This is a genomic window from Leptospiraceae bacterium (assembly GCA_025059995.1).
GTDB lineage: Bacteria > Spirochaetota > Leptospiria > Leptospirales > Leptonemataceae > SKYB61.
Genome location: JANXCF010000001.1, coordinates 354,546 through 380,978, shown reverse-complemented (window position 1 = coordinate 380,978; position 26,433 = coordinate 354,546). Strand labels below are relative to the sequence as shown.

The window sequence follows — 26,433 nt, the reverse complement described above, 5'->3', positions numbered from 1 at the left end:
ATTATTATGTCTCAGGCAAAAAAAGAGAAAAAAAAATCATTGAAAATAAAAGGAAGTAAAGAATCTAAAAAGCAGATAGAAGAATCAAACAAAAAGAAAAAGAATCCAACAGAAGAAATTTCAAAAGATAACAAAAAAACAGACAACGAAGGTTTGCCAAAAACATCCTTCAAAATGAATGACTACATTGTATATCCTACACAAGGTGTGGGGAAAATTATAGGCATTGAAGAAATCAAAATCAAAAACCAAAAGAAACAATATTACGTTATAGAAATCATGGAAAAAAAACTCATCATCAAATTGCCAGTAGAGAATGTTGAAGCTGCTGGCATTCGGAACGTGATTGATAAGAACGAAATAAAGAAGGTCTTAAAAATCCTTGAACAAGAAGCTGAAATCCCAGAAGAGGATTGGAAAATACGCTATCAAAACAATTTGCAAAAAATCAAATCTGGCTCTATTTTCGAAATTGCTAAAGTTTGTCGAAATCTATACAAGCGAGCTAAAGATAAAGAACTCTCTCTAATGGAAAGAAGGCTTTATGAAACTGCATTTTCCTTAGTTACTGGGGAAATTGCTATTGCCAAAGGGATTTCCTTAGAAGAATCGAAAAATTTAGTATCCGATATTCTTTCCAAATAATTTGAGCCTGAGAATTTAATAATTCCAAATCACTCCAATAAAAGAGGAGCTGAAAATGTTGATTATGTTTATCATATCTTTTGTTATCGCTTTATTGCTTTTTTCTTTCTCTTATTTTGCCAATCGAAATCTTTTGAGCTCAAGTATTTTTGCTGGATTCGCTTTTTTGGTTACACTATTGTCGCAATGGCTGGGGAAAAAAGGAAACCCCTTTAGCGTAAGAAAAATAGTTTTTACGGGAATTGGATTAGGCATTGGTTTGATTTTTGGACTCATCATATCAAATCTACTAAAGAGTGTTTTAGAGAATTTCTCTATTTCTCCAGAAGGACTCTTTTATCTAATTGGAGTCGTAACATTCTTAAGTTCTGTTGCTGGTTATTTATATGGAACTCTACAACCATCAAATGTAGTGAAAGTTCAAGAACAACAAGAGAAATTTACGGGGTCAGAAAAAATACTAGACTCCTCTGTCATTATCGATGGAAGAATATTAAAAATTGCTAAAACCAACTTCATCGAAGGAACATTGGTCATTCCAAATTTTGTTTTGAAAGAAATACAGTTGATTAGTGACTCCCCAGATCCCATAAAAAGAAATCGAGGACGTAGAGGCTTGGATTTACTCAACGAACTTCAGCAACTTAATAACATCAAAGTCAAAATCACGTATAATGAATATCCAGAAATACGAGATGTGGACTCTAAGCTCATTCAACTCGTGAGAGACACTGGCGGAAAACTAATCACCAATGATTTCAATTTAGAAAAAGTAGCAGAAGTTCATGGTGTGCAAGTATTGAATCTCAATGCCTTGGCAGAAGCTCTCCGTCCGATTGTACTTCCCGGAGAAGAATTAAAAATCCAAATCATAAAAGAAGGAAAGGATGAAAATCAAGGAGTTGGATACCTTGATGATGGAACAATGGTTGTAATTGAGGATGGAAGAGAATTGATTGGAAAATTAGTAAAAGTAATGGTAACCTCCATCATCCAAACTGCAGCAGGAAAGATGATTTTTACAAAAGCGATAGCTCCCGTATCAGAAGAAGAATTAGCTGAAGAAGCAGCTACCAGCGAAAAAGAATCCAAAAACAGAAAAATATTGAAAGAAGCTTTTACCAAAAAACCCAAAATCAAATAACTAATGAGAAAGCAATTCCAAATCCCTTTTACTTATCGTTCTTCCATCATCACAAATATAAAAAAATTACGAAATCAATTTGATCGATTTCGAAAGGATTTAACCCCCACCGTTCTTAATTTGGAAACTATAATCTTAAAGATAGCAAGACATTTTGGTTTTTGCTATGGAGTTGAAAATGCGATTGAAATTGCGTATAGAGCTATTGAGGAAAATCCCCAGAAGAAAATATATCTTATAAGCGAGATGATTCACAATCCTCATGTCAATCAGGATCTCCAAGAACGAGGCGTTCAATTTTTGATGAAAACTGATGGAACTTTATTGATTCCATTTGATCAAATCCAACCCGAAGATGTAGTTATAATCCCCGCTTTCGGAGTATCGATTGAAATTCTACAAAAAATTTACGAAAGAAATCCTACTATTAAAATTTACAATACCACTTGCCCCTTTGTTGAAAAAGTATGGCATAGAGCTGAGAGCTTAGGGAAAAAGCAATACACAATTGTCATTCACGGAAGACCTAATCACGAAGAAACAAGAGCTACGTTTTCTCATGCCAAAAGAAATGCTCCTGCCATAGTCATCCAAGATAAAGAAGAAGCTAAAATCCTGGCAGAATTTATCAAAGACGAAAGGAAACAGGAAGAATTCTTTTTTTACTTTCAAAATCGAACTTCAGAAGGTTTTAATCCCCAAAAGGACCTTCAGCGGATTGGGGTTGTAAATCAGACCACCATGTTGGCAACAGAAACTCTTGAGATCAGCGAAATTCTAAAAAATGCCATCATTCAAAAATACGGAGACAAAAACATAGAAGTTCATTTCGCTGATACAAAAGATACCCTATGTTATGCTACGTGGGAGAATCAATCTGCTTTGATAGAAATGCTGAAAGAACATGGAGATATAGCCATCATCGTGGGAGGATATAATTCCTCAAACACATCACACCTTGTTGAAATTTGTGAAGAAAAACTTCCTACTTTCTATATCAAAGACGAACAAGAAATTCTATCTAAAAGTCAAATACGCCATTTGAATTTGAAAACCAAGCAAATTGAGATCACGGAAAATTGGCTTCCTGATAAAACTCCCATTACTATTTTGCTTTCTGCTGGTGCAAGTTGTCCTGATTCTTTAGTTGATAAAGTCATTCGTAAAATTGTGCATTTGTTTTCATTAGAGGAAAAGTTAGAAGAGGAAATACAACGTTTTTCTTTAAGTTAAATTTCTAATATTCTGTTTTTTATCGTTTCCAAAGCAGGCCGATAATTCTTGGTAATATGCAAACGAAATATATTTTTGTTACAGGTGGTGTTTCTTCTTCGTTGGGGAAAGGTGTAACTGTTGCTTCTTTAGGAGCTCTCTTAGAAGCAAGAGGCTATCGAGTAGGAATGATCAAAATGGATCCCTATATCAACATCGATGCAGGCACCATGAGTCCTTTTCAACACGGAGAAGTATATGTGACTGAAGATGGAACAGAAACAGACTTGGACCTGGGATACTATGAGCGTTTTACAAAGAACGTAAAAATTCGTCGCGCTAATTCTGTAACTACAGGACAAATCTACTTTGAGGTTATTCAGCGGGAACGTCGTGGGGACTACTTGGGAAGAACCGTTCAAGTGATTCCTCACATCACAAATGAGATCAAACGAAGAATCACGGAAATCACAAAAGAAGAAGAATTAGATTTCGTGATCGTTGAGATTGGTGGAACTGTGGGAGACATTGAATCTGTGCCATTCTTAGAAGCCATTCGACAAATGCGAAGAGAAAAAGGAAGAAATGGGGCTTGTTTCATTCACTTGACGCTTGTTCCCACCATTGGTGTGACTGGTGAGGCAAAAACAAAACCTACCCAACATAGTGTGAGTGAGTTGATGTCCTATGGCATCCAACCTGATATTTTGGTCTGTCGAGTGAGTAAACCCCTCACAGAAGAAATGAAAGACAAATTGAGTTTGTATTGTAATGTAAAAAAAGAATACATCATTTCTGCAGTGGATATCAAGACTTCCATTTACGAAATCCCAGAAATGTACAAAAGAGAAAAGTTAGATTTAGCGGTATTGGAACATTTCAACCTGCCGCCAAATGAACTAAACTTTAAACACTGGGAAGAAGTTTTAGAAGTTCTTCGAAACCCAACAAAAACCATCAAAATTGCCATCGTTGGAAAATATATTTCTTTAGAAGACGCTTATCGGTCTGTTTATGAAGCTCTGATTCATGGTGGGATTGCCAATCGAGTTCGAGTGGAATTTCTTAAGATTGATCCCGAAGAATTACAACTAACAAAAGATGTGAGTGTGTTAAAAGAAGCTCATGGGATTTTAGTTCCTGGTGGTTTTGGGAATCGTGGTATCGAGGGTAAACTCTTAGCAATCCAATATGCACGAGAAAATAAAGTTCCTTATTTTGGAATTTGTTTAGGACTACAACTTGCAGTCGTGGAATTTGCTCGAAACGTTTTGGGTTGGAAGAATGCCAATTCGACGGAATTTGACCCAAAAACGGAATACCCAGTGATTTCTCTTTTAGACGAACAATTAAATATCGAACAAAAAGGGGGAACCATGAGATTAGGATCTTATCCTTGCGTCATCAAAGAAAACACCTTAGCTCATAGAGAATACAAGAAAACTCGAATCAAAGAAAGACATAGACATCGTTTTGAATTTACCTTGCGATATAAAGATGATTTTGAAAAAAATGGTTTTATCATCTCGGGCACAAATCCCGAAGGTCAATTAGTGGAAATTATGGAATTGGAAAACCATCCCTGGTTTCTGGGGGTGCAATTTCATCCTGAGTTTCAATCCAAACCTACTGAACCTCACCCTTTGTTTGAAGGTTTTATCCGAGCAGCGGTCAAACACGCAACGTAAACTATAATTAAAACTTATAGGATAGGAGTTTCAAATCTTCTTCGTTTTTTATGAGAGCTCCTATGAAAGGAATTTTTCCATCAAACCTATGGGCTTCCACCATTAAGACTTGTAGCCAATCTAGAAATTCAGAAGTGCTGGGTTTCTTTTTCAAATCAGGCTGAGAACGTATCCGATAGAAAATCTCGATTGCTTTTTGTAATAAAACCTGATCGATATTAGGAAAGTGAGCATACACAATTTCTTTCATAAACTCAGGAGAAGGAAAGGCTATGTAATGAAACACACATCGACGTAAAAATGCATCGGGTAATTCTTTCTCATTATTGGATGTGATGATGGTAAAGGGACGATGTTTTGCTTTGATCTTTCTTCCCGTTTCTACGATTACGAATTCCATCTGATCCAATTCTAAAAGTAAATCGTTGGGGAATTCGATATCTGCTTTATCAATTTCATCAATCAATACAACCGCAGGAACATCCGAAACAAAGGCTTTCCCTAATGCTCCTAATTCAATGTAGTTCTCAATGTTCTTTACTTTTTCTTGATTTTCCGAAAATCGAGAGTCATTTAATCTCGCTAGTGCATCATAAGTGTATAATCCATCCAAGGCTTTGGAGTAAGACTTCACATGCCACTCGAACAATGGCATATTCTTTTGTTGAGCTATTGCGTGGGCTAAAAGAGTTTTTCCTGTTCCCGGTTCACCTCTGAGCAACAAAGGTCGACCGGTGATTTCTGCGACACGAATCGCTTCTTGCAGTTCTGATGATATGATGTAGGAGATCCTTTTCATCGTTTTGATACCAACTAAAAATATGAAAACATCAAATCAATTTTAAATTTCCATTTTGATGACAACTTTTCCTACAGATTTGCCTGACTGAAGATACTTCAACGCTTCATACGAGTAAGGAAACTCAAAAACCTTGCCAACTAAGGGTTTCTTCCAGGAAACCTTTTGCATATCTTGTATCAGTTTTTGAAACAACTCAATTTGATCGTATAACCAAATCAAATTAAAACCAAAAATACCCTGATTTTTTTCTATCATACGCAAAGGTAAAATCCTTGGGAAAGTCAAATACTTAAAAGCAAGCCAAAGAAAGTCGGGTTTGTCAGAAAATTTCATAAAATCTGCTGCACCAAAAAGGACGTATATCCCTCGCCGATTTAGAGAATCGAATTGAGGCTTGAAGTATCTTCCTGCAACAGAATCAAAAACAATATCAAAACCACTTTTTCGATGATTGCTCAAAAAATTTTGTAAATCACGAAAGAACTTTTTTGGATCTTTTTGTCGAAGTAAGATTTTTTCCTCAGAAACTCCCCATGACTTCAAAAAAGAAACTTTGCTTAAGTCTCCTACGACTGCACAGTAATCAGCTCCAAAATGATGTAAAATTTGAAGAGAATAAAGTCCAACACCTCCAGCCGCTGATTGCAGCAAAACAAGTTTTTCTTGTGTTAATCTTCCCAGTTCCACAAGTCCATACCAAGCAGTAAGAGCTTGCACAAAAAAAGATGCTGCTTCTTCAAAACTCCATTCTTTGGGCTTGGTATAAAGGTATGCTGGTTCTACATCCACGAAACTCGACAAAGCACCAAATCTCGTTACCCCTATGATTTCATCTCCAACCTGAAAAGAAGTTTTTGTGTCAGAACCAACATCGGTAATAATTCCTGAGAATTCTAAACCCGGCGAAAACGAACCTTTCGGTGTTGCGGAATACAAACCCAAACACGCAAACACATCAGCAAAATTCAACCCCACAGATTTAACTTGAATTCGAACTCTTCCAGGAGGTATCCTGCTGAGCTCTTCTTCTACAAAGAGATAGTTTTTCAAATTTCCTGCTTTTACTTGCAAATAACGAATATTTTTCATAACAATCAAACAAACAGCAAGAACAAATAATCAACCCTTTATTGAATGAAAAAACCTCGTAGACTTCAGATTAGATGAGGAAATAAACGAAAGTTTGAATAGCCGATACGATAACTTAACAAAAAGTTAATTTTTAAAAATGACAATATTTTTTATTCTAAACAAAAATAAAACTTTAACAATCAAGCACTTTGTTTACTCAACAACTCATTAGACACTTCAAATAGAAAGATAGTAATTTGCATTAACCACATGATTCTTTCTTCTAAAGTCAAACGAGAAAATTCAGTATGCCCATCGAAAAAAGAAGGATCTAAAGATTGGATAACCCTTAGCCAAGCTTGCTTTTTTTCTTTTTGATGTTTCATCTTTTATCCTCCTTTTTTTCTAATTCCTTGATATCGATCAGATCCTTATCCCTCGGATTTTCTAATTTCTTTTTCATTTCAATGATTGCCTCTCTACTTAGTATGCAAACTTTGTGCCCAAATAGATCAACATTGATGGTATAAGGCAACCATTTATCATAAGAAAGGTCTGGGTGTATCAAAAGATCTACTTGTTTGTAGGGTTTTTGCTTATCAATAAAAGTAAAAGCAATGGCATTTTTTTCTCTTATAATGTAATCTACTGTATCAGGATCCAACAAAACTTCATCAGAAATGGGAGCTCTGGGGGTTAAATCAAAATCCCTCATAACTTTTAGAAAATTTTTTAGGTTTTCTTCCCTCATGTCGATTGAAACATCCAGATCAAGTGTCATTCTTTCCACACCATGTAGCACTACTGCTACACCCCCAAAGATAATATAGCGCACTTTTTGACTTGATAGAGCAATTATAATTTCTTTTAAAAAATTTTCTTCCATCAAGGAAGAGAAAAAAACTAAGATTTCGTATAGTAACTAGCAAATTTCTCTACGGGGATAGGTTTGATTTTGTTAGCATGCCCTGATGTTCCAAAAGCTTCAAATTTTTGTTTGCAAATTTCTTTCATTGCCTTCGTAGCCGGTTTAAGAAATTCTCTTGGGTCAAATTCTGAAGGTTTTTTATGCATGATTTCTCTTACCGTTGCCGTCCAGGCTAATCGCAGGTCAGTATCGATGTTGATTTTTCGGACTCCTGACTTAATGGCTTTTTGGATTTCTTCAACAGGAACACCATATGTTTCGGGAATGCTACCTCCAAACTCATTAATCTTATCAATTAGTTCCTTTGGAACAGAAGAAGAACCGTGCATTACCAAATGGGTGTTGGGGATTTTTTCATGGATTTCTTTGATACGAGATATAACTAAAACTTCGCCGGTTGGTTTTTGCTTGAATTTATATGCTCCATGACTTGTTCCTATAGCAACAGCCAGAGCATCAACATTTGTAAGTTCCACGAATTTTTTTGCTTCATTGGGATCAGTCAAAAGTTGTTCGCGGGTGAGAGTTCCCTCAGCTCCTTGACCATCTTCTTTGTCTGCCTTCATCGTCTCCAAAGAACCTAAAACCCCCAATTCTCCTTCTACACTGACCCCTAACTTATGAGCAACATTAACGACTTCTCGTGTTACTGCAACGTTGTATTCGAACTCTGCCGGTGTTTTTCCATCTTCTAACAAAGACCCATCCATCATCACGCTTGTGAAGCCCAACCGAATTGCGGAGTAGCAAGTAGCAGGACTATTACCATGATCTTGATGCAGTGCTACTGGAATCTCAGGCCATGTCTCCGTAGCTGCGAGTATTAGATGTCGAATGAAGTTTTCTCCTGCATATTTTCGAGCACCTCGTGATACTTGTAAAATCACAGGGCTATTTGTTTCGGAGGCAGCTTCCATGATAGCCAAAACTTGCTCTAAATTGTTGACATTGAAAGCTGGAATCCCATAATCATGCTCTGCTGCATGATCTAACAATAACCTCATTGGAACTAGTGACATATAATCAGAATTAGAGATTTTTCTTAACTTTCAATTCTTTTTTGTCAAGTTTTGTATTACAAATCATTAACTTCATTCAATTCGAATTGTGATAATACACTCATTGGTTTGAATTAGTGTTCAGCCTACATGAAGAAAAATCATCATTGCAGTATTAACTCGTCATGATTACCAACACTAAAACAACTTTCAAACATCATCAACGAAACCAAGATTAGCTATTAACAAAATCTTTCACAACCTACATGATGATGTTATAATTATGAAAAACTACCCAATCTCTGTTTTTGATTATTTTCAAAGCCATATCGTTTTTCTATATAATTCCAAAAATCCACTCCAGTAGAGCCTTTTGGACATGGAGGCGGTTTTCGGCTTGATTCATGATTATATGGTAAAATTTATCCATTATTTCATTCGTAATTTCTTCTCCTCGGTGAGCAGGTAAGCAATGCATCACAATCACGTCCTTTGGGGCGTATCTCAAGAGCTCTGAATTCACTGAATATGGGCGAAAGATGATTTTACGAGTTTCGGCTTCTTTTTCTTGTCCCATCGATACCCAGACATCGGTGTAAATCACGTTTGCATCTTTAACCACTTCTTTTGGATCATTTTTGATTTCTATGTTTTTGTTGTGTTTAGTTATGATATTTTTCACTTCTGGTATTAGTGAAAAACCTGAGGGGGTCGCAATCGCTATCTGTGTATTCGTATGGATACTTCCCAAAACAAGAGAATTAAAAACATTATTGGGTTCACCAATGAAAGCAATTTTGATTTTTGATACATCAAACCCCAGCTCCTGCATGGTCATATAATCTGCTAAGCCCTGGCATGGATGAAACAAATCCGAAAGAGCATTGATGATTGGTAGGATATTTAATTTCGCCATTCTTTCTAATTTTTCATGTCTATCGGTTCTAACGATGAGTCCGTGAATATAGCGACTCATAACATGAGCTGTGTCTTCGATCGTTTCTCCTCGTCCCAATTGTAATTCATTTGAAGAAAACACCATGTAGTGCCCCCCCAACTCGTGGATTGCTACACTGAACGAAATTCTCGTCCTCGTAGATACTTTTTCGAACAAAAGCCCAATGGATTTACCTTTCAATGCATGAGGGTTCAAAAAGCGATTTTTTTTGTGTTCTATCCCTCTGTGCAAAATCTTAAAAAAAGAGTCTCTATCTAAATCCATTAGGTTCAATAAATGCCTCATATAATCTCCTTTTATTGAAGGAATTGAAGTATGTCTTCCGAGAATATTTTTGCAGGTTGTTGATTCTTGGGAACAAATTGGATTTGTTTTAGTAAATTTACAATTTTTTTTCTATAACTTTCATTTTCTAAAATTTTCACCACTTCACTATAAATGTTTTCTGGCGAAGCTTCATTTTGTAATAACTCCAATGCGACTTCTTCTTTTGCTAAAAGATTAGGTAGTCCAATGTATTTTGTTTTTACTAAAAACGAAAAGATCAAGTAATTCAACCAGTGTATTTTATAACAAATCACCATTGGTTTATGAAAATAAGCTGCTTCTAAGGTGGCTGTGCCAGAAGCTATCACAAGAACATCAGATTCTTTCATGATTCGTAGTGAAGCTTCGGGAACTACTAAAATCTTGAGTTCTTTGAAGTCCTTTAATTGTTCTTGGATATAATCATAAATCAAGCCTTTACTTTCAACAGAAGACAACAAAAAAGTAGCCTGGGGATATCGTTCCTTCAGTAAAAGCGCACTTTTCAACATCGGAATAAGTAAGCCCCTGACTTCTGACAAGCGACTGCCGGGTAAAAAGCCAATCACTGGTTTATCTATGATTTTTATTGGTTTTTGTTTTCTCAATGCTTGTGGGATTCGGAACTTCAAAGGATGTCCTACCCAAAGGACGTTGATACCTTCTCTCTTATATATCTCTTCTTCGAACGAAAATAAAACATATATTTTTTGAATGGTCTCTTTGATGATTTTGATTCGTTTGTAATTCCAAGCCCAAATTTGAGGGCTAACGAAATAAAAGATGAATACCTCAGGTAGGGTTTTCTTGATTGCTTTGGCTAAGCGAAGATTAAAGCCAGGGTAATCAACCAAGATCACATATTGAATTTGTTGCTCTCGTATAATATCAAGAATACGACTCAATAGGTTTTTTAAAAATCGATAGGCTTTTATAGCTTCGATGATGCCAATTACAGCCATGTTTTTGATGTGTTCTATCAATCTAACCCCTTCTTTTTGGAGCAAATCTCCACCTGTTCCCCAAAACTGAAAATCTCCTACTTGTTTGAGCTCTTTTACGATGTCCAATGCTAATAATTCTCCAGAGTGTTCCCCTGTTATGATTAAGATTTTTTTGTCTTTTATTTTAGTGCTTTTTTTCATAAAGAAACTGCTCTACGATTGATGGATCTTACATAATTTGCATCCATCAAATTTCCTTTCAGACTCAAAATAGTGATTCCAAACTCTTTTGCTTTTTTGAGAAACTCTTCTCGACGAACTACAATGGTTCCATTGGTCTCAATAGCTAAAACTTTACTATTGGTTTCCTTCATTACTTGTAGTGTTGATGTTCCAATCACAGGAATGTCAAAGCGTGGGTCGTGATTACGCTTCCCCACTTTACATACTACTGCGCCTTTTTTGTATAAACTGCCAGCTCTTCGTATGCATTCATCGGTTCCTTCTGGACCTTCAACCGCCCAAACCACTTTATCCCCCACAACAACACATTGTCCTATGTCCAATCGATTGATTTCAATGGCATAATACATTCCAAAGACTACATCTTCGACTTGCTTTCGGGAAAGTTTCTTTCCGTACCTTCCCTCTTCTAAAAAGCAATCTTTTAGATATAAAGTTTGAGGCAGAACTTCAATCCCGTGTTTTTCTAATTCACGGTTTAAATACTGAAAGATGGTGTAGTCATTTTTATTTCGCATTTTAGCAAGCAAGATCAAGGTCCGAAGATCAAAATCCTTACTTTCGTAGATGATGGTTTTTGGGATTTTTCCCAACGAGACAAGACGCTTAACTTGAAAGCGCTTTAAACTTTTTAACACAGAAGAATAAAACTTTGTCAAATTTACACGATAACTGATGGATTCGAATTCCGCTGGCGGAGCTTCATCTGTGAGTAAAAACACAATCGGGTGCTCTCCCATCTTGATGGCATTTCTAACAGCTATCCACGGGAGTTCCCCTTTGCCAGCGAATATCCCCAACTTGCCATTAGCCATATTTTATGCTTATCCATTTCTTTTAAAATATTTCAAATTAAAATGAAATTTTTGATTGATCTAATGTCTATGCTTGATTTTTGTATAACTCCCAAAGTTTTTCTAAAACCACTGAAGCCCTTTCAGGGAAGAACAATTTTACATTATCACTGAAAATAGTCTTGTTTGGATTGATTTCTATAGTAAAGATACCTTTTCGAAAAGCAGCAAATACGGGTTCATAAATATATGGGAATACCCCCGAAGTCCCAATAATCAAAATAAGATCATACTGATATGACAATATTGTTTCATAAAGAAAAACCTTTTCCCAAGGCAGGTATTCCCCAAAAAGAACCACATCAGGCTTTAAAACACTACCACACCGTTCACAATAAGGAGGAATGGATATGGTTTTATAACTTTCTATATCTTTTCTGAAACCACAATTCAAGCAAACCAAGTTCTTCAAATTTCCGTGAATTTCTAATACATTCTTGGAACCCGCTTGTTTATGGAAACCATCGACATTTTGGGTTAATATCCAGAAATGAGGTTTTTCTTTTTCCCACTCTGCTAAAACCTTGTGGCTAATGTTGTAGGTTTTATCTTCAACCGCAGATATGATTTGTTTGAGGTATTTCCATACTAAACTTGGATTTTGATGAAACATATGGATACTTAGAGCTTCTTCAATTTCAATACCTTCATCCGTGAGTTGATCCTCGTAAAGTCCCCCCACCCCCCTATACGTAGGAAGTCCAGAATCAGCAGAAATCCCAGCTCCCGTGATCACCAAGACTGACTGAGATTTTTTCATGATTTCAATTGCTTTTAAATAATCGAAATCATTCATAAACAAGTTTCATTAAGAAACGAAGATGAGTGTTTTAAATAAAAAACGCATTAGACAATCAAAATAAAACCTAAAAATATGAACCTGCTTATAATTAAAACTTCAAGGTAATTTACATTTTTTTATTTTTAACAAATTTCCATTGTATAAACTAATTATTACAATTAAATTACAAATATTTTTAATTTTTATGAAAAACCTTTAAAAAATATTGCTTTTGAATCCTAAGTTTTTAATAAAATGTAATAAAATTTTAAAAATTCTCTATAATCTTAGAAATCAAAATCAAAAAAGTTATAATAAAAAATAAAAAGGAGACATCTTATGTCTAACTTAGTTACTAAAGAGAGAGAACTCATTGTTAGGTTAGTAGAAAACCAATATGAATTAGAGCAAACTCTTGCTCTTCGATATGAAATTTTCAATGAAGAGTTAGGGGAAGGTTTGCCTGAATCAAAAGAAACGAAAAAAGATCGAGATGAATATGATTACTTTTGCGATCACCTGGTTGTGATTGATAAAGCAAACAATAACAAAATCGTAGGAACCTATCGAATTTTAAGAAGCTCAATCGCAAAACAAAATATTGGCTTCTATTCCGAAACAGAATTTGATTTGACTAAAATTTACGAACTCAAAGACGAAGCAGCAGAAATCGGAAGAAGTTGTGTTCATAAAGATTATCGAGATGGGAGCGTGATTTCCCTTCTATGGTCTGGATTGGCTTGGTATGTGAAAGAATATAACATTCGCTATTTAATGGGTATGGGTTCATTTCATACACATGATCCAATAGAAATTTCCAAAGCTTATGCTTATTTTAAAGCGAAAAATCATTTTGTAGAGGAAGAATTAAGAGTCCCTATTTTAAAAGGAAGAGAACTCAAAGGATTTGATCCCAACTATCAACTTGGTGATCTTAGAGAAGGAATGCGTGCAGTTCCACCTTTGATATTAGGATACCTAAGAGCTGGTGCTATGATTGGCGGTGGTCCAGCTTATGATGAAGTATTTCGAACCACTGACTTTTTTATTTTCTTTGATGTAAAGAGAATAACAGAGCGATATGGGCAAAGATACCTTAAATAACAAATTTTTTTACATAAACCATTTGCTCATTTTAGTTTATATTATTGGTTTGAACTTTGTTTACTTCATCAGCCCCATTTTTCTAAAACATACAGAAATTTTTCTTTGGATACCCTTATTAGGGATTTTTTCTAATCCCCACTGGGTTCTTATTCATGAAGCCATTCACGGAGTTCTTTTTAAGAATAAATCATTGAACGATTTCTGGGGTAGAGTATTAAGTATCTATTTCGGTAGTCCGTTTCGTATCTTACAAGGCGGGCATTTGTTACATCATGCATACAATCGAACGAAAGCTGAAGTAACAGATATCTACAATCCCAAGGAAACATCAAAAGCAGTAGCGATCATAAGATACTATTACTGGCTTTTAGGTGGACTATATATTACTGAACTGTTAGTTAACTTTATTGCGCTTCTTCCTAAATCTGTGTTCGAGAAACTAAAAATCTACATGAAAAACCGTTCCATCCACAAATACAACTATGCATCATTCATATTGTTGAACTGGAAAGAAACTAAAATGGATGGCATAATCAACATTCTTTTCTATAGTATCATTTTTTATCTCTATGGTGAATTTTGGTATGTTTTTGTTGGTTTTCTTCTTGTTCGAGGCTTTATGATTTCAATGATGGATAATGTTTTTCACTATGGAACAGAACCCAATCAAATTTCATTCGGCTACAATTTGAAGACTTTACGTTTGCTAGAAATCTATCTTTTGAATGCAAACTATCATGGTTTTCATCATTTGAAGCCAAAAATCCCTTGGTATCTTTTGAAAACGGAATGGCTAAAAACAAATTCTAATTATCATGGAAATTTTGCGAAACAATACTTTTCTCAATTAAAAGGACCAATCCCTACACCAAATTTATGACTCTTCTTTTTTTTCTTTTTTCTTATTTTTCGAAAAATCTAAGGGGATTACGTTCGTTGATTCTTTTTCTTCATCGTTAAAAACATCATCATCGATATCCATAGTTACAAATTGCATGAGGAAATGACCTCCTTTATCGAAAATCCGAAAAATACATTCATAAGGTATATACACAGTTTCCCACTTACCGAAATTCATTTCACAAGAAATTCCTTTTTCATCCCATGATAATTTTCTATAACTATAAGGTCCTAAAACAAAGATGATGCCCTCTTTGATTTCTTTTTCTGTGAATTTTCTATCGCCTGTGCTTAAGCGTGAATGCATCATACAATGTAAGTAGAAAGTTTCTGTTTTTTCTAATAATACTTCGAAGATTGCTTTTTTCAAACTACGATTATATTGTAAATCTTCTTCAGTAAAAGTCCTATCCATATTTAACTACTTATTTCTTTATTCCTTTATGTAAATTACATTTAAATTTCTAAAAGTATCCCCTCTACGATGTGAATAGAACTTTTCGAATATTTCTTCTTGATTGCTATTTATATAGTCAAATGGATCTATTATTTCAATGTTCCTACTTTCTTTGAGATTTTTCAACACAAAAACACTATTCTCCCATAGATCCAATAAGTATTTATGATCATTTTTTTTTCTACGTATGGGAAATTGATATGCTACATCTTCATCGACTTCATAAATGCTTCCTGGAATGTATGGACCAGGGAAGATAGTTATCGGATTGCCTATGATGGAATCATAGCTTTGTTTCTTTATTACTTTATACTCATACTTTATTTTTTCAATATAATGATGCATCATTTTTATTCCATTTAGCAGGAGACCTCGGACAATACCTCTCCAACCAATATGCAAAATCCCTACAAAGCATATTTCTTTTTTCGGATGAGAATGAAACATCACTGGCATGCAATCAGCCGTTCGAATACAAAGTAGTGTGTTTTCCAGGGATGTAATCATCCCATCGGCTTTTTGATAATATGTGTTTTTGTTTTGTATCAAATCATACTCAGTTATATGAATACAATCGAAACCATGGACCTGCTCTAAAATAAAAATCCTTTCTTTAGGTAGCTGAAAATATTCTGATAGAAACTCTTTTTGTTGGTAAACTTGTTTTCTTGGATCTTTTTCGGTGATGTAGTTTTGCAGGGACTTTCCAAAAACAAACGCTTCAACTTTATGATTTTTATAATGTAGTTCAGGAATCATTCATTCAACTAAATAATGATAAACAAAGAGTTCATGAATTAACTGCATTTCGGATATTTCATTGGCTGTTAATCGCTCTTTTTTCTCTAAAAATTTTATTAAGTTTTTTGGATACTTCTTTTTATCATGTAAGATATATCCCAACAAAAAGAACAAATTTTCGAATTTTGTGAAAAACATTTCATTCCACGTTATTCTTTCTTTACTTAGATCTCTACTAAACATCATATCTTTTTCTTTTAAATAGGCATCCCTTCCTGAAAAATATAGTCTCGTAGGAGTTAAATAAAAGAACAATGATTGTCTTTCAACAAAATAAATATTTGTCAAAAAGTAATCTTTGGTTTGGACAAATTTTGGCAATAAGATAATGTTTTTAACGAATTTTAAACTTTCAATATTTTTATTTTTTGATAAATGATGTGCTATTTGATTTGCAGAAAAAAGGTATGGAGATGGAATTTTCAGAAAATTTTTAGGATAAAATAAAGAAAACGAAATCTTATAGGAAGAAAATTTGAATGTTTCTTGCACCCATTCAGAATATGGCAAATTACTCAAAAAGTAGGATAATTCTTCTTCTAATTCTAATTCCAATTCTTCCCAACCATCAATTTCTTTCATTAGACATAAAGTAATTTTAGTTTATGAAAAGATCAACAAGTTTTTAAAATCTACTTATCACTCCAAAAGTTCAAATATTCCAAAATTCGTCTTTCCATTAGACAAATCAAATCCACCCTTATAGAAAATTTTTATACCAGAAGCGTCAAAATCATGATCTCATAATAAAAATTCATATTCATATCAAGATTCTTCTTTATGTATAGTATCTGAGTTATAGTTTCATACTTCTTGGTCTTATCATTATAAAATAACGTATTTGGAGAAAACGTAGAAATATGAGCAATAGTTCTAAACATCGTAAAATCAAGAATTAAGTAATAACTAAGAATATAGAGAAAAGGCACGTTTGTTCCTAGAATCATTCCAACACCTTCACTTAATGTTTTTAGGGTCCCTTGGGTATAAGAAAAATTTCCTGGCTTTAGTATGTTGTATAAATGATAATTCTCTATTGATTTTTTTACAAAATCTACTTCTGCCGGTAGAACTGTTCTCGTTTCTATCCTATACACACCTGTGGATTTTATTTTTTTATAGTATAAACTAATTTCGTCTGAGTCAGTAAAATAATCTAGTGGTCCAAAACCAAATTTGATCATTAACTCTGAAAAATCATTAAAAAAAGTATCTAATGTAAAATTATCATTTGTATCATAATATTTTCGATATTCCACTTGGTTATCATAAAACTTATAGTTGACGCCAATAAAACCATCATACTCTAATCTTCTATTATAGAGAATTGTTCTTTTGGGTTTCGTCTTAACTTCTCTTTCCATGATTGAAAACTGATTTTGATTATCTAAAAACTGATTGGCTAAACGTATGCTATTGACTACACTACCTAAATCTTCAGGATCTTTTCTATTAGTTCTTTGAATAAGTTGGACCCCAATATCAAGGAAATTCGATACACCACCTAATGAACTTATACTTGAATCACCATCATTTGCGCAAACAGTAAGGCTATAAGCAACTATTGTAAAAAAATACAAAAATATTTTCCTCATTTTAGGGGGTATTACTCAAGCAAACCTAAAGTCAATTATTTTTCATAAAGCTTTACAAGACATTTAATATTTTCTCAATAAGTCTATCCATATACGTATAAATGGAAAATTCTTTTTGTTTTACAAAAGAATATATCAAAACAAAACTAAGAACGAAATAAAACAAAATAGCCATAGAATGAAGCAGAAAAAAAATCCAATTTAGAAAAAAAAGTATAGATTTTTTTGATGCTACACTAAAATACAAAAAGCCATTGTAAATAAAATACATCAAAGAACCAAAAAAAAGAAAACTCAAAGAAAGAAACATGCTTCGAAGAACAAATTGGAATTTTCTTCCATTAAAGCCCAATCCCAAAACCCAACTAAAAATCAGTGGAGACAAAGAAAAATAAAAAATCCCATCACGAAAAATATGAACGAGTTTTTCTTTTGATATTTGCATTGATTTTGTTTTCTATTGATATTTGGTTAGTCAAATGATTTTAATTTATATATCACAAAACATATATTGAACGAAATTCCTGATCATAAGTTTCACATAGTTTAAGGAATTCATCTTTACGATCCCACAAATCAAAATATTTCAACACACGATATTCTATAAAATCATAAGATAATCGATTGCATAATATTTCATTCATACATTTTGCCAAGTAGACTGGATACACAATAGGTATTTTGTCTTCGCTGATTTGTAATGGCTTCATTTGGTATCGTATACCATAGATTACGTTATCTGGGAACTTCCATAATTCTGCCAAAACAGCTCCTACCTCTGGATAGGTGATTCCAATTTCTAATTCTTCCAACATCAAATCAGAATATGTAGCTCTGTTCTTTGACAAAACACGGATCCTTTGGATTTCTTTATTGTCTAAACTGTAAATTACCAATTTCCCGATTAGGTTCAGTATTCCTATAATGAAATTGATTTCTTTGAGTTCTGGAAGTTTTTGAAGCCTTTGAGAAAAATAAGCAATGCGATTACTTTCAAACCAGATTTCTTCTAATTGCTTTTTTTCTATAATCTTACTAAAAACATTCTTTGTTGCGTAAATCATCAATAGATGTTTTAATTGTCTTAGTCCAATTAAACTGATTGATAACTTTAAATCAGGATTTTTGTTTCTTGTGATATAACCCGCTGAGGAAGCTAATCGGATGATTTGTGAAGTTAATCCCGGATCTCGAATGATCTTATTCACGATGTAATCAAAAGCTACTTCTCCATCATCACACTTTTTAATCAGTTCTTGTAGATGATCTGGATATGAAGGTAATGTATCTACTTTATTTAGAATTAGCTTTCTTAAATAAGTTTCAATTGATGGTTTATTTAATTTTAAAGGAACCCTCAAAATACCTATTGTTGAATCTTGACGAAATTCGATCTTAAAGTTTTTGAGTCCAATTCCAGAATTTACTATCAATGATTTTATGAGGAATAATCCCAATCCTCCTCCCTCACTGAAGTCTAAGTCATTATAAAAATCAATATATTGTGTTTCATCAACTAATAAACGTTTTTCTATTCTCTCTTTCTCGAAGATTGTTACCTTTACATTGTTTTCGATATAAAAGATAAAGTATTCATTCGATAGTATAAGATCAAAGTAAATTCGATATGCTGATTTTTCTAAATCGATAGGATATTTATCCCATTGATCTAAAACTAAAGATTTAAATTTACCTATGTTCGAAACATAATCATGGTAATTGTTGATGTCCAATTGCTGTTCGGCAAAAAAAATTCTTTTCGCTACTGCTTTTTGAAAATTCGATATTAATTCAACAGCTATAACATAAATTGTTTCAGTAAGAAACGATAAATCCAACTCTGCCAATATGCGATGGAAAATTGCATGCAAATAATGGATTATATTGTCATGATTGGATTTAAAATAATAGCGAATTTTTTTCTTTTCCCAAAAAAAATTAAAAAACTCCTGTATTTTTATATCTTCCACAAGAAAAACTATCCAGTTTTATCGTTTTTTCATACATAACTAAAAAATATTTACACTTGGCAATTCAAAAAGCAAAATTATTAACGAATTTTTATTTCTTTGCTGATAGAAAATATTCTGTGATACATAACAGGATTAGCGGGGCTCTCTCCTTCACGTAATGGTCTTTGAGCTTGTTCTTCGAAAACCTGAGCTTGATTTGCATCGAAAATCAAGATTCGAAACATGTTAAAAAAGTAAAAATTAGGTCTGTAAGGTGAGTAATGATGACTTCGAAAGATGGTTCTTCGCCTTGCATATTCAACTGTATAGGTATGTTCTACGAAATTTTTGAAAATTTTCGTTCTTTTTTCTTCGGGTGTAGGTGGGATATAATTTGTGAACATCAATTTATCAGGTGTTGGTCCTAAATCTCCATATAAGATTACAGGCAGTCCTTGAGTAGGATACCTCATGATGTAGCTTACATATTTCCAAACTGGTGGATAAATGTCTTCTATTAACTTCATGTGTCCTACGGCATTTCGCATTCTCTTGATCACATCAAAATAGGTTTTATGATCAGGATCAGCAGGACTCCAAATTTTGTCTGTTGGTATGTCTCGGGGTGTGATTTTGATGTATCTTGTCAAAAAAAATCTCTTATCTGGATCGTAAACCCTCCATGTCGGATGTGGAACAATCAATCTTTCTTCTTTATCAACAGCATCGGTTTCGTAATAAGCAATCACCCAAACATAAAGATCAATTTTTTGATTTGTCATATTCTCGATATTGAACATAATATCTAAGAATTCTCCCTTACCATCTGGAGAGAATCTTCGATCTAAAGAGATTTCTCTGACTTCAATTCTTGGATCTTCGATGCTAACGGGAAAATAATTTTCGATTTTAATAATATCTTTCGACTCATGACCTTGCGACGCTATGTTTTGATTCGCAACATTCTGAGCCCTTAAATTACCCATTGCTAAAACCATTTCTATGATAACAAAAGATAAAAAATAAAAAAATTTCATTGCTTTCTCCTCTGGATTCCAATAAATACCTTGCTTCTTATTCGACTATTAGTCAAACGAAATTAACGAAATTTGTTTGATATTTTTTTAAAAGCTAAATATTTAGTAGATAGAAAATTATGGAAAAGGTTATTCTACAAGGAGTTGAAATTGAACTAACTCCTCCCGAACAACTCGACGTTAAGTGGGTAGGAAATACTTTCGTAAAAGAACAACTAAAAGCGGCGTGGATGAAGGTTCACCCAGAAGATATGCCGTTAAACCCCCGGCTTATCGGAAAACCTGGTGTGGGAAAAACCACATTAGCTTGTGCTGTTGCCATAGAACTCAAAAAGCCCTTTTGGATATTCCAAGCAACTATGGATACTCGTCCTGAGGATTTAATCATTACTCCTGTGATTTCAGCTGAAGGAAAAATCAAATACGTAGCCTCAGGAATTGTATCAGCCATGATTAAAGGGGGTATTGCCATTTTGGATGAAGGAAACCGAATGGGAGAAAAATCATGGGCATCCCTTGCTCCTTTGTTGGATCATAGAAGGTATGTTGAGTCCATCATAGTGGGAATCAAAATCAAAGCTCATGATGAGTTTCGTTTTGTAACAACCATGAACGAAGATGCATCCACATTTGAGATTCCTGAGTACATCCAAAGTAGACTTCAACCTTCGATTTATATTGATTTTGCTGATGCTGATGAAGAAAAAGAAATCCTTCGAGCCAATATTCCGTTTGCTCCACCTGAGATCATTACATACGTGGTGAATTTCTTACAAAGAGCTCATTTCGAAGATGAACCCTACTCCATACGTGATGGTATCAACATCACTCGGATGGCACTAAAATTAGCCGTTCAAAAGCGATACTGGGAACCCGAAAATAGAAAACAAAAACTAACAGATAAACAGATCAAAGAAATCCTTCACATAGCAGTGCAGAATATCTTAGGTGATGAAGCTTTAAGGTATATTGAGATATGAAAGTAAATGAAAGTAAACTCCTCACATTAGTTGATCAATCCATTCTAGTAAAAGAAAATTTGAACATATTACCCATAGTTCATGGCTCTTTAGAATTTACTATTCTTGTGAAAAAACACTTTTTTGATAATCCTCCTCAAAGGGTTTTGATTGAAGCACCATATTATCTTTCGAATGAAATCCATCGTGCAATTCCTTTTGTATCTTCTTATCCTGTCATAAAGATAGAAACAGAAATCCCAAGCTACTTTATTTTAGAGCCGTTAGAACCGATTGTAGAAGCCATAAGAAATTGCTATGAACTTGACATTCCTTATCATCTAATCGATAACATAACACCGAATTTCCATGTTGCCTCATTATACAGAATTCAAACTTCTTTTCCAGATACATACGTGCTTCATTACTTAAGCCTCGAAGAATTAGTGGAGCTATACAGAAAGAAACGAAACGTCAAAAAAAATCTATACGACCTTTACAGAGAAACCTTCATGGCGCTACAAACAAAAAAGCTTTTATCGATTCATTCTGAGGAGGAAATCTTACTAATATGTGGGATTGAACATTACCATAATATTGTGAAGTTTTTAGATTACCCGGAAGAAAAACTCCAGGATCTCCTTGACTCACTTCAGATTCAACTGGCAAATCAAAGCCTTTACCAAGAAAATCAAACATACAAGATTGAAATTTTTTCCTTATCCGATCAGAGCCCAGAAGTTTTGATGCAACCCGGATATTACAATAATCTATGGAATAAGTTTCGAAATGAACCTCAAGCATGGAAATACTTTGACCGAGTTCTATTAAACAGAAACCTTTACAAAGCGACAAAAAATGAATACGAAATCCAATCAGGAGACTTTGTCCCTCCTCAAAAAGAAAAGCTCTTTTTTCAGTTTGCAAGAAATCTTAGCTTGATTTACAAAAAACTCATTCCAAATCCTTTGATTTTGATTTCAGCGGCGAAGGGTTTTGTGAACGATAACTTTGCAAAGATTTTCTACGAAAAAATCACAAGCATAGAAAAGAGCTCATCCCCTTTTCCTGAGTTAAAACTTAGCCTTGATGAATTAGGTTTGGATAAGGAAATCATACGATTTCGTTTATTGTTGTTCACTCATCACAACAAAATGGTCAAAGAAATGAAATCCAAAATTCATAAAGAAGAATATCAAGGACAGTGGAAAGAGCTCTGGAATCACTCTGGTCTTTGTTCTTATCCACCGGAAGATGTGGTTATCGAAGAATTCGGAAATTACCTAAGAAAAAGAGCCTTATCCATCGTCAAATCCCAAGATACAAGAACTCTTCCTTTTACTGCTAATCTTTATGACGGCATTGATTATCGAGAAACCATCAGAAATTACTACAAAAATACTATTTACGTAAAAGAAGCAGTAAAACGAAATTGGGATGCAGGAAACATAGTAATCATTTTTAGCTTGGATGAAGAAAAGTATCATTGGAAAAGCGTGTGGTGGGGTGAGCATTCCGAAGAAGGAGATATGGCTTTTTATGCAACCGATCCAAATGAAATGATAGTAGGACCCGGCATTGCTCGATGTTTCTATGGTGGGTTTATGTTGTCTTATCCGCCAGGACGATTATCCTACATCTGGGATGATTATGAATTGAGGAATTTTCGAAAACCAAATGAAAAACTTCTTGCAGCTGCGATTCTTTACAACACAAAAAGTGTTGTGATATACGTGGCTGATAAACCCCATAGCCAAAAAATGAACTATTTTGCTTCCCGTTTCGGACAAAAGATTGCGTATATCCCGATTTCGACGTTAAACCAAGAGAAGATTTCTCGTATTCGTAGATTTCACGTCTTGAGTGATCACAGTAAGCGAAAAGACGCAGACAAATACATCTGGTAAAAGTCATTCTCCTCTTAGCTCATGAAGGACTTACAACACGTTGCTGTCATTGGAGCAGGTGCTGTTGGTAGCTTTTACGGAGCAAAACTCGCAAAAAAGGGCTACTCCGTTGAGTTTCAGTCAAAGTATTTAGAAAACACAAAGACCCTATACGTAAAAAGCATCTGGGGTGATTTTACCATCCCTATTCGAGCTTATGCTTCAACGAAAGACATGAAACCAGCCGATCTCATCATCATTTCTACAAAAGTGCTTCCTACTGAAACAATTGCTGAGTTAGTAACTCCCATCATAAAAGACAAATCAAGAATTTTATTTCTACAAAATGGAATCAATCAAGAAGAAAAGTTTGATGATTTTATAAAAAAAAACAAATACTTTCGAAAAAAACAACCCATAATTTTGGGTGGTTTGGCTTTTACGTGCATAAACAGAATTTCGCAAAATGAAGTTCACCACTTAGATTACGGGAAAATCAAGATTGGTTCTCTAAAAAAAGAAGATCAAAAGTATGCAAAAGAAATAACTGAGATTTTTCTTTCTTCTGGGATTGAAACAGAATTCACATCTGATTTACGAAAATCCCGTTGGGAAAAGCTCTTATGGAATATTGCCTTCAATACTCTCTCTGTTATGGGAAACTCAGCAACGACCGAGCTAATCGTGAATTCACAACATGGGGAAAAATTATCAACCTTTTTGATGAACGAAATCATAAAGATCGCCGAATACGAAAAAAAATCACCTGGCAAAAAAATGGTCAAAGAAATGATAGAAAGAACCAAAAAAATGAATCCTTACAAAACATCCATGCTAATTGATTACGAACTTCAACGTCCTATGGAAATTGAAGCAATCGTTGGTGAACCCTTGCAACTTGCAAAGAAATACAAAATCTTAGTTCCTTATTTAACTTTTACTTATCACTTACTGAAATTTCTTGATGAACAAAACCGAAAAAATAATGTCTAATTTAGTATGAAGAAGACAATTTTAAGCTTCGTTTTAGGGATAGCTCTGACAGCTTCCCTTTGGGCAAAGGATGTTGAAATCACAGGTTTAGTCAATCGAGAAAAGATAGACAATCAAGAAATCCTCGTATTCATCACTGAAAACAACGAAAAATATGAGATCTCAGGGAAACTGGTTTCCGTAATCAATTCTTTTTATATCAACCAGAAGATACGAGTTTTGGGAAACATCACAAAGTTTGATCCCAAAAACCAAAAAGAAACTAAGCTCAACGGAAAGATTGATATCAAAGAAGTCATCCTAAAGTGAAGATAAAGTCTTTAAGTATTGGATGATTTTCTCCGGAATTTTCGATAAAGGAAGGATTTCTGTATGGGCATTGAGGTCGATTGCTGCCTTGGGCATTCCCCATACTATCGAAGTTTCTTCATCCTGAACAATCGTATAACCACCTTTTTGCTTGATTTTCCATAATCCTGCCGCACCATCTTTCCCCATTCCTGTAAGGAGGATGGCAAGGGTATTTTTTCCGAAAGTTTCTGCTAAAGACTCGAATAAAACATCAACCGAGGGTTTTTGAAAATTCACTTTTTCGCTGTCATCCAAATGAACTTTTGCGATGTTTCCCATTCTTAAAACTTTTAAGTGAAATCCACCTGGTGCTATCAGTACTTTCCCTAATTCTAAAATATCATTTTCCTCTGCTTCTTTTACCTGTAATTGTGAGATTTCGTTCAAACGATGGGCAAATTGATTAGTAAAACCTGGCGGCATGTGTTGAACAATCAAAATCGGTGGTAAATTCTTAGGAAGATTTGATAATAAAAACTCAATAGCCGTTGTCCCCCCTGTAGAAGCTCCAATCCCAATTACCATGTCTGTTGTTGAAATTTCTGCTAAATGTTGCTTTTTTGTGATTTTAGTTTCTTTTTTATTTGTAGGTATTGCAGATTTAAATTTTTTTAAAAATACTTCTCGGTTTTCAAAAGCTTGGCGTACTTTATAAACGATTTCATTTAAAACTTCCTGAACACTATACATAGAGGATTTATTAACCACATCAAAAGCTCCTAACTCAAAAGCACGAAAAATGGCTGATGTGTCTTTTGTTGTGATGGAACTCACAATAATAACAGGTAAAGGATGATATACCATCAGCTTCTCCAAGAAAGAAAGTCCATCCATTTTGGGCATTTCAATATCAAGTAAAAGGACGTCGGGTTTGAGCTTGACTATTTTATCTCTGGCAATGTATGGATCAGGAGCTGTTCCAACCACCTCGATGTCATCGTGAGAGTTCAGATGTCGCGTCAGGGTATCCCTTACGATGGCAGAGTCATCTACAATAAGGACCTTGATTTTTTCTCTCATTAAAGCAAAGATCAAAGATTGGAATTATACAAATCCTCGATACGTAATTTTTTGATAAATTCAATTTTTGTTTTACCTGATTTAGGGTAGAAAAACAATTTCCTTCCTTCATTCCCTCCGACTTCTTCTTCGACGATGCTGATGGAATACTGATTGAGAATCTCTTTCGCTATTTGAATATTCTTTTCCCCAATGAAAAAATATTCACTTTCATCATAAATAACACTTGCACCACCAAAGATCTTTGCTTCTAAATCACTTATATGAGAACCAGCTCTTAGAAGCTGATGGATCAAAATTTTGATTGCAATATTGCCAAATTTGGTGCTTGCTTCTTCTCTTCGTGCTGATGGTAAAATATAATGGCAAATACCCCCAAAGTTCAAGCTTTTATTGTAAACAGTTACACTAACACAAGATCCTAAGATAGTTTTTACTTCTATGTCTTCTGAAGTAAGGTAAAGCTCACCCGGCTGCAAAAAAACTAATTTTTCTGTTTTCATCTAAAGAAACCTTATTAAATTTATAACTTATTTTTGGCATAACTTAATCAAGTTTTATTTATCAAGTGAATGAAAAAATTGTAAAATCGAAATTTTTGTTTTGACTACGTTAAATATAAAAAAAAAGTATACAAGAAGCTATGAGACCGTAGCTCAGTCGGTAGAGCACCTCCCTTTTAAGGAGGGTGTCCCGGGTTCGATTCCCGGCGGTCTCAAATGCCCCGTTCGTCTAGTGGTTAGGACATCGCCCTTTCACGGCGGTAACAGGGGTTCAAATCCCCTACGGGGTGCTTCGTTT

The 26,433-nt window shown here is 34.3% G+C and carries 27 protein-coding genes, 2 tRNA genes and 1 pseudogene; 12 read left to right on the top strand and 18 right to left on the bottom strand.

What is annotated here, in order from left to right:
* Positions 1-174: 174 nt before the first annotated feature.
* From NZ853_01815 to NZ853_01800, 4 genes and pseudogenes are all read left to right on the top strand, one after another.
* Positions 175-645, top strand: coding sequence for a transcriptional regulator (locus NZ853_01815; GenBank protein MCS7204413.1), 471 nt, complete (start codon positions 175-177; stop codon positions 643-645).
* A 427-nt stretch (positions 646-1,072) separates the two neighbouring features.
* Positions 1,073-1,789 (top strand): annotated as a pseudogene (locus NZ853_01810) (TRAM domain-containing protein).
* A 3-nt stretch (positions 1,790-1,792) separates the two neighbouring features.
* Complete coding sequence (locus NZ853_01805) at positions 1,793-3,022, top strand: 4-hydroxy-3-methylbut-2-enyl diphosphate reductase (GenBank protein MCS7204412.1); 1,230 nt, start codon at positions 1,793-1,795, stop codon at positions 3,020-3,022.
* Between the two features lie 56 nt (positions 3,023-3,078).
* The gene (locus NZ853_01800) at positions 3,079-4,689 is read left to right on the top strand and encodes a CTP synthase (protein ID MCS7204411.1); all 1,611 of its coding nucleotides are present in this window, start codon (positions 3,079-3,081) and stop codon (positions 4,687-4,689) included.
* Between the two features lie 7 nt (positions 4,690-4,696).
* Here the strand turns inward: NZ853_01800 and NZ853_01795 are convergent, their stop codons facing one another.
* From NZ853_01795 to NZ853_01755, 9 genes are all read right to left on the bottom strand, one after another.
* Positions 4,697-5,488, bottom strand: a complete 792-nt coding sequence (locus NZ853_01795) for a MoxR family ATPase (GenBank protein MCS7204410.1) — start codon at positions 5,486-5,488, stop codon at positions 4,697-4,699.
* Between the two features lie 42 nt (positions 5,489-5,530).
* Positions 5,531-6,580, bottom strand: a complete 1,050-nt coding sequence (locus NZ853_01790; GenBank protein ID MCS7204409.1) for a zinc-binding dehydrogenase — start codon at positions 6,578-6,580, stop codon at positions 5,531-5,533.
* 182 nt (positions 6,581-6,762) lie between these two features.
* Entirely contained in the window at positions 6,763-6,948 is a 186-nt protein-coding gene (locus NZ853_01785) for a hypothetical protein (GenBank protein ID MCS7204408.1), read from the bottom strand.
* Positions 6,945-7,448: a hypothetical protein gene (locus NZ853_01780; GenBank protein ID MCS7204407.1), complete on the bottom strand. Its 504-nt coding sequence runs from the start codon at positions 7,446-7,448 to the stop codon at positions 6,945-6,947. Before NZ853_01780 ends, NZ853_01785 begins: the two co-directional genes overlap by 4 nt.
* A 17-nt stretch (positions 7,449-7,465) precedes the next feature.
* Positions 7,466-8,509, bottom strand: coding sequence for a fructose-bisphosphate aldolase class II (fba, locus tag NZ853_01775; GenBank protein ID MCS7204406.1), 1,044 nt, complete (start codon positions 8,507-8,509; stop codon positions 7,466-7,468).
* Between the two features lie 316 nt (positions 8,510-8,825).
* Entirely contained in the window at positions 8,826-9,731 is a 906-nt protein-coding gene (argF, locus tag NZ853_01770; GenBank protein ID MCS7204405.1) for an ornithine carbamoyltransferase, read from the bottom strand.
* An 11-nt stretch (positions 9,732-9,742) separates the two neighbouring features.
* On the bottom strand, positions 9,743-10,897 hold the full coding sequence (lpxB, locus tag NZ853_01765) for a lipid-A-disaccharide synthase (protein MCS7204404.1): 1,155 nt from the start codon (positions 10,895-10,897) through the stop codon (positions 9,743-9,745).
* Complete coding sequence (lpxI, locus tag NZ853_01760; protein ID MCS7204403.1) at positions 10,894-11,754, bottom strand: UDP-2,3-diacylglucosamine diphosphatase LpxI; 861 nt, start codon at positions 11,752-11,754, stop codon at positions 10,894-10,896. Before lpxI ends, lpxB begins: the two co-directional genes overlap by 4 nt.
* Positions 11,755-11,821: 67 nt before the next feature.
* Positions 11,822-12,589: an NAD-dependent protein deacylase gene (locus NZ853_01755; protein MCS7204402.1), complete on the bottom strand. Its 768-nt coding sequence runs from the start codon at positions 12,587-12,589 to the stop codon at positions 11,822-11,824.
* Positions 12,590-12,913: 324 nt separating this feature from the next.
* Here NZ853_01755 and NZ853_01750 point away from each other — a divergent pair, with 324 nt between their 5' ends.
* Positions 12,914-13,678 (top strand): GNAT family N-acetyltransferase, encoded by a 765-nt coding sequence (locus NZ853_01750; GenBank protein ID MCS7204401.1) that lies wholly within the window; start codon positions 12,914-12,916, stop codon positions 13,676-13,678.
* The gene (locus tag NZ853_01745; protein MCS7204400.1) at positions 13,656-14,561 is read left to right on the top strand and encodes a fatty acid desaturase; all 906 of its coding nucleotides are present in this window, start codon (positions 13,656-13,658) and stop codon (positions 14,559-14,561) included. The genes NZ853_01750 and NZ853_01745 overlap by 23 nt, the downstream gene beginning before the upstream one ends.
* On the opposite strand, the gene NZ853_01740 is transcribed toward NZ853_01745, so the two are convergent.
* The 7 genes from NZ853_01740 to NZ853_01710 all read right to left on the bottom strand — a co-directional run bounded on the left by NZ853_01740 (position 14,556) and on the right by NZ853_01710 (position 20,423).
* A complete protein-coding gene (locus NZ853_01740; GenBank protein ID MCS7204399.1) occupies positions 14,556-14,996 on the bottom strand; it encodes a ClpXP protease specificity-enhancing factor SspB in 441 nt (146 codons plus the stop codon). The genes NZ853_01745 and NZ853_01740 overlap by 6 nt on opposite strands.
* 18 nt (positions 14,997-15,014) lie before the next feature.
* The gene (locus NZ853_01735) at positions 15,015-15,797 is read right to left on the bottom strand and encodes a polyphenol oxidase family protein (protein MCS7204398.1); all 783 of its coding nucleotides are present in this window, start codon (positions 15,795-15,797) and stop codon (positions 15,015-15,017) included.
* On the bottom strand, positions 15,798-16,421 hold the full coding sequence (locus tag NZ853_01730) for a hypothetical protein (GenBank protein MCS7204397.1): 624 nt from the start codon (positions 16,419-16,421) through the stop codon (positions 15,798-15,800).
* 131 nt (positions 16,422-16,552) lie between these two features.
* Positions 16,553-17,434 (bottom strand): hypothetical protein, encoded by an 882-nt coding sequence (locus NZ853_01725; protein MCS7204396.1) that lies wholly within the window; start codon positions 17,432-17,434, stop codon positions 16,553-16,555.
* Between the two features lie 52 nt (positions 17,435-17,486).
* Positions 17,487-17,879: a hypothetical protein gene (locus NZ853_01720; GenBank protein ID MCS7204395.1), complete on the bottom strand. Its 393-nt coding sequence runs from the start codon at positions 17,877-17,879 to the stop codon at positions 17,487-17,489.
* Between the two features lie 52 nt (positions 17,880-17,931).
* Entirely contained in the window at positions 17,932-19,404 is a 1,473-nt protein-coding gene (locus NZ853_01715) for an HDOD domain-containing protein (GenBank protein MCS7204394.1), read from the bottom strand.
* Between the two features lie 80 nt (positions 19,405-19,484).
* Entirely contained in the window at positions 19,485-20,423 is a 939-nt protein-coding gene (locus tag NZ853_01710; GenBank protein ID MCS7204393.1) for a hypothetical protein, read from the bottom strand.
* A 119-nt stretch (positions 20,424-20,542) separates the two neighbouring features.
* Here NZ853_01710 and NZ853_01705 point away from each other — a divergent pair, with 119 nt between their 5' ends.
* The 4 genes from NZ853_01705 to NZ853_01690 are packed head-to-tail and all read left to right on the top strand — an operon-like array spanning position 20,543 to position 24,570.
* A complete protein-coding gene (locus tag NZ853_01705; protein MCS7204392.1) occupies positions 20,543-21,403 on the top strand; it encodes an AAA family ATPase in 861 nt (286 codons plus the stop codon).
* Positions 21,400-23,289, top strand: a complete 1,890-nt coding sequence (locus NZ853_01700) for a hypothetical protein (GenBank protein ID MCS7204391.1) — start codon at positions 21,400-21,402, stop codon at positions 23,287-23,289. Before NZ853_01705 ends, NZ853_01700 begins: the two co-directional genes overlap by 4 nt.
* Before the next feature lie 21 nt (positions 23,290-23,310).
* Positions 23,311-24,261 carry a 2-dehydropantoate 2-reductase gene (locus NZ853_01695; protein MCS7204390.1) on the top strand — a complete coding sequence of 317 codons (951 nt, stop codon included), beginning with the start codon at positions 23,311-23,313 and terminating at the stop codon, positions 24,259-24,261.
* Between the two features lie 6 nt (positions 24,262-24,267).
* A complete protein-coding gene (locus NZ853_01690; protein ID MCS7204389.1) occupies positions 24,268-24,570 on the top strand; it encodes a hypothetical protein in 303 nt (100 codons plus the stop codon).
* Here the strand turns inward: NZ853_01690 and NZ853_01685 are convergent.
* Together NZ853_01685 and NZ853_01680 are read right to left on the bottom strand one after the other, a co-directional pair.
* Positions 24,562-25,632, bottom strand: coding sequence for a chemotaxis response regulator protein-glutamate methylesterase (locus NZ853_01685; protein MCS7204388.1), 1,071 nt, complete (start codon positions 25,630-25,632; stop codon positions 24,562-24,564). The genes NZ853_01690 and NZ853_01685 overlap by 9 nt on opposite strands.
* 11 nt (positions 25,633-25,643) lie before the next feature.
* Positions 25,644-26,135: a chemotaxis protein CheD gene (locus NZ853_01680; GenBank protein MCS7204387.1), complete on the bottom strand. Its 492-nt coding sequence runs from the start codon at positions 26,133-26,135 to the stop codon at positions 25,644-25,646.
* Positions 26,136-26,277: 142 nt separating this feature from the next.
* Here NZ853_01680 and NZ853_01675 point away from each other — a divergent pair.
* Together NZ853_01675 and NZ853_01670 are read left to right on the top strand one after the other, a co-directional pair.
* Positions 26,278-26,350: transfer RNA gene (locus NZ853_01675), tRNA-Lys, on the top strand.
* 3 nt (positions 26,351-26,353) lie between these two features.
* Positions 26,354-26,425, top strand: a tRNA-Glu gene (locus tag NZ853_01670).
* Positions 26,426-26,433: the final 8 nt, after the last annotated feature.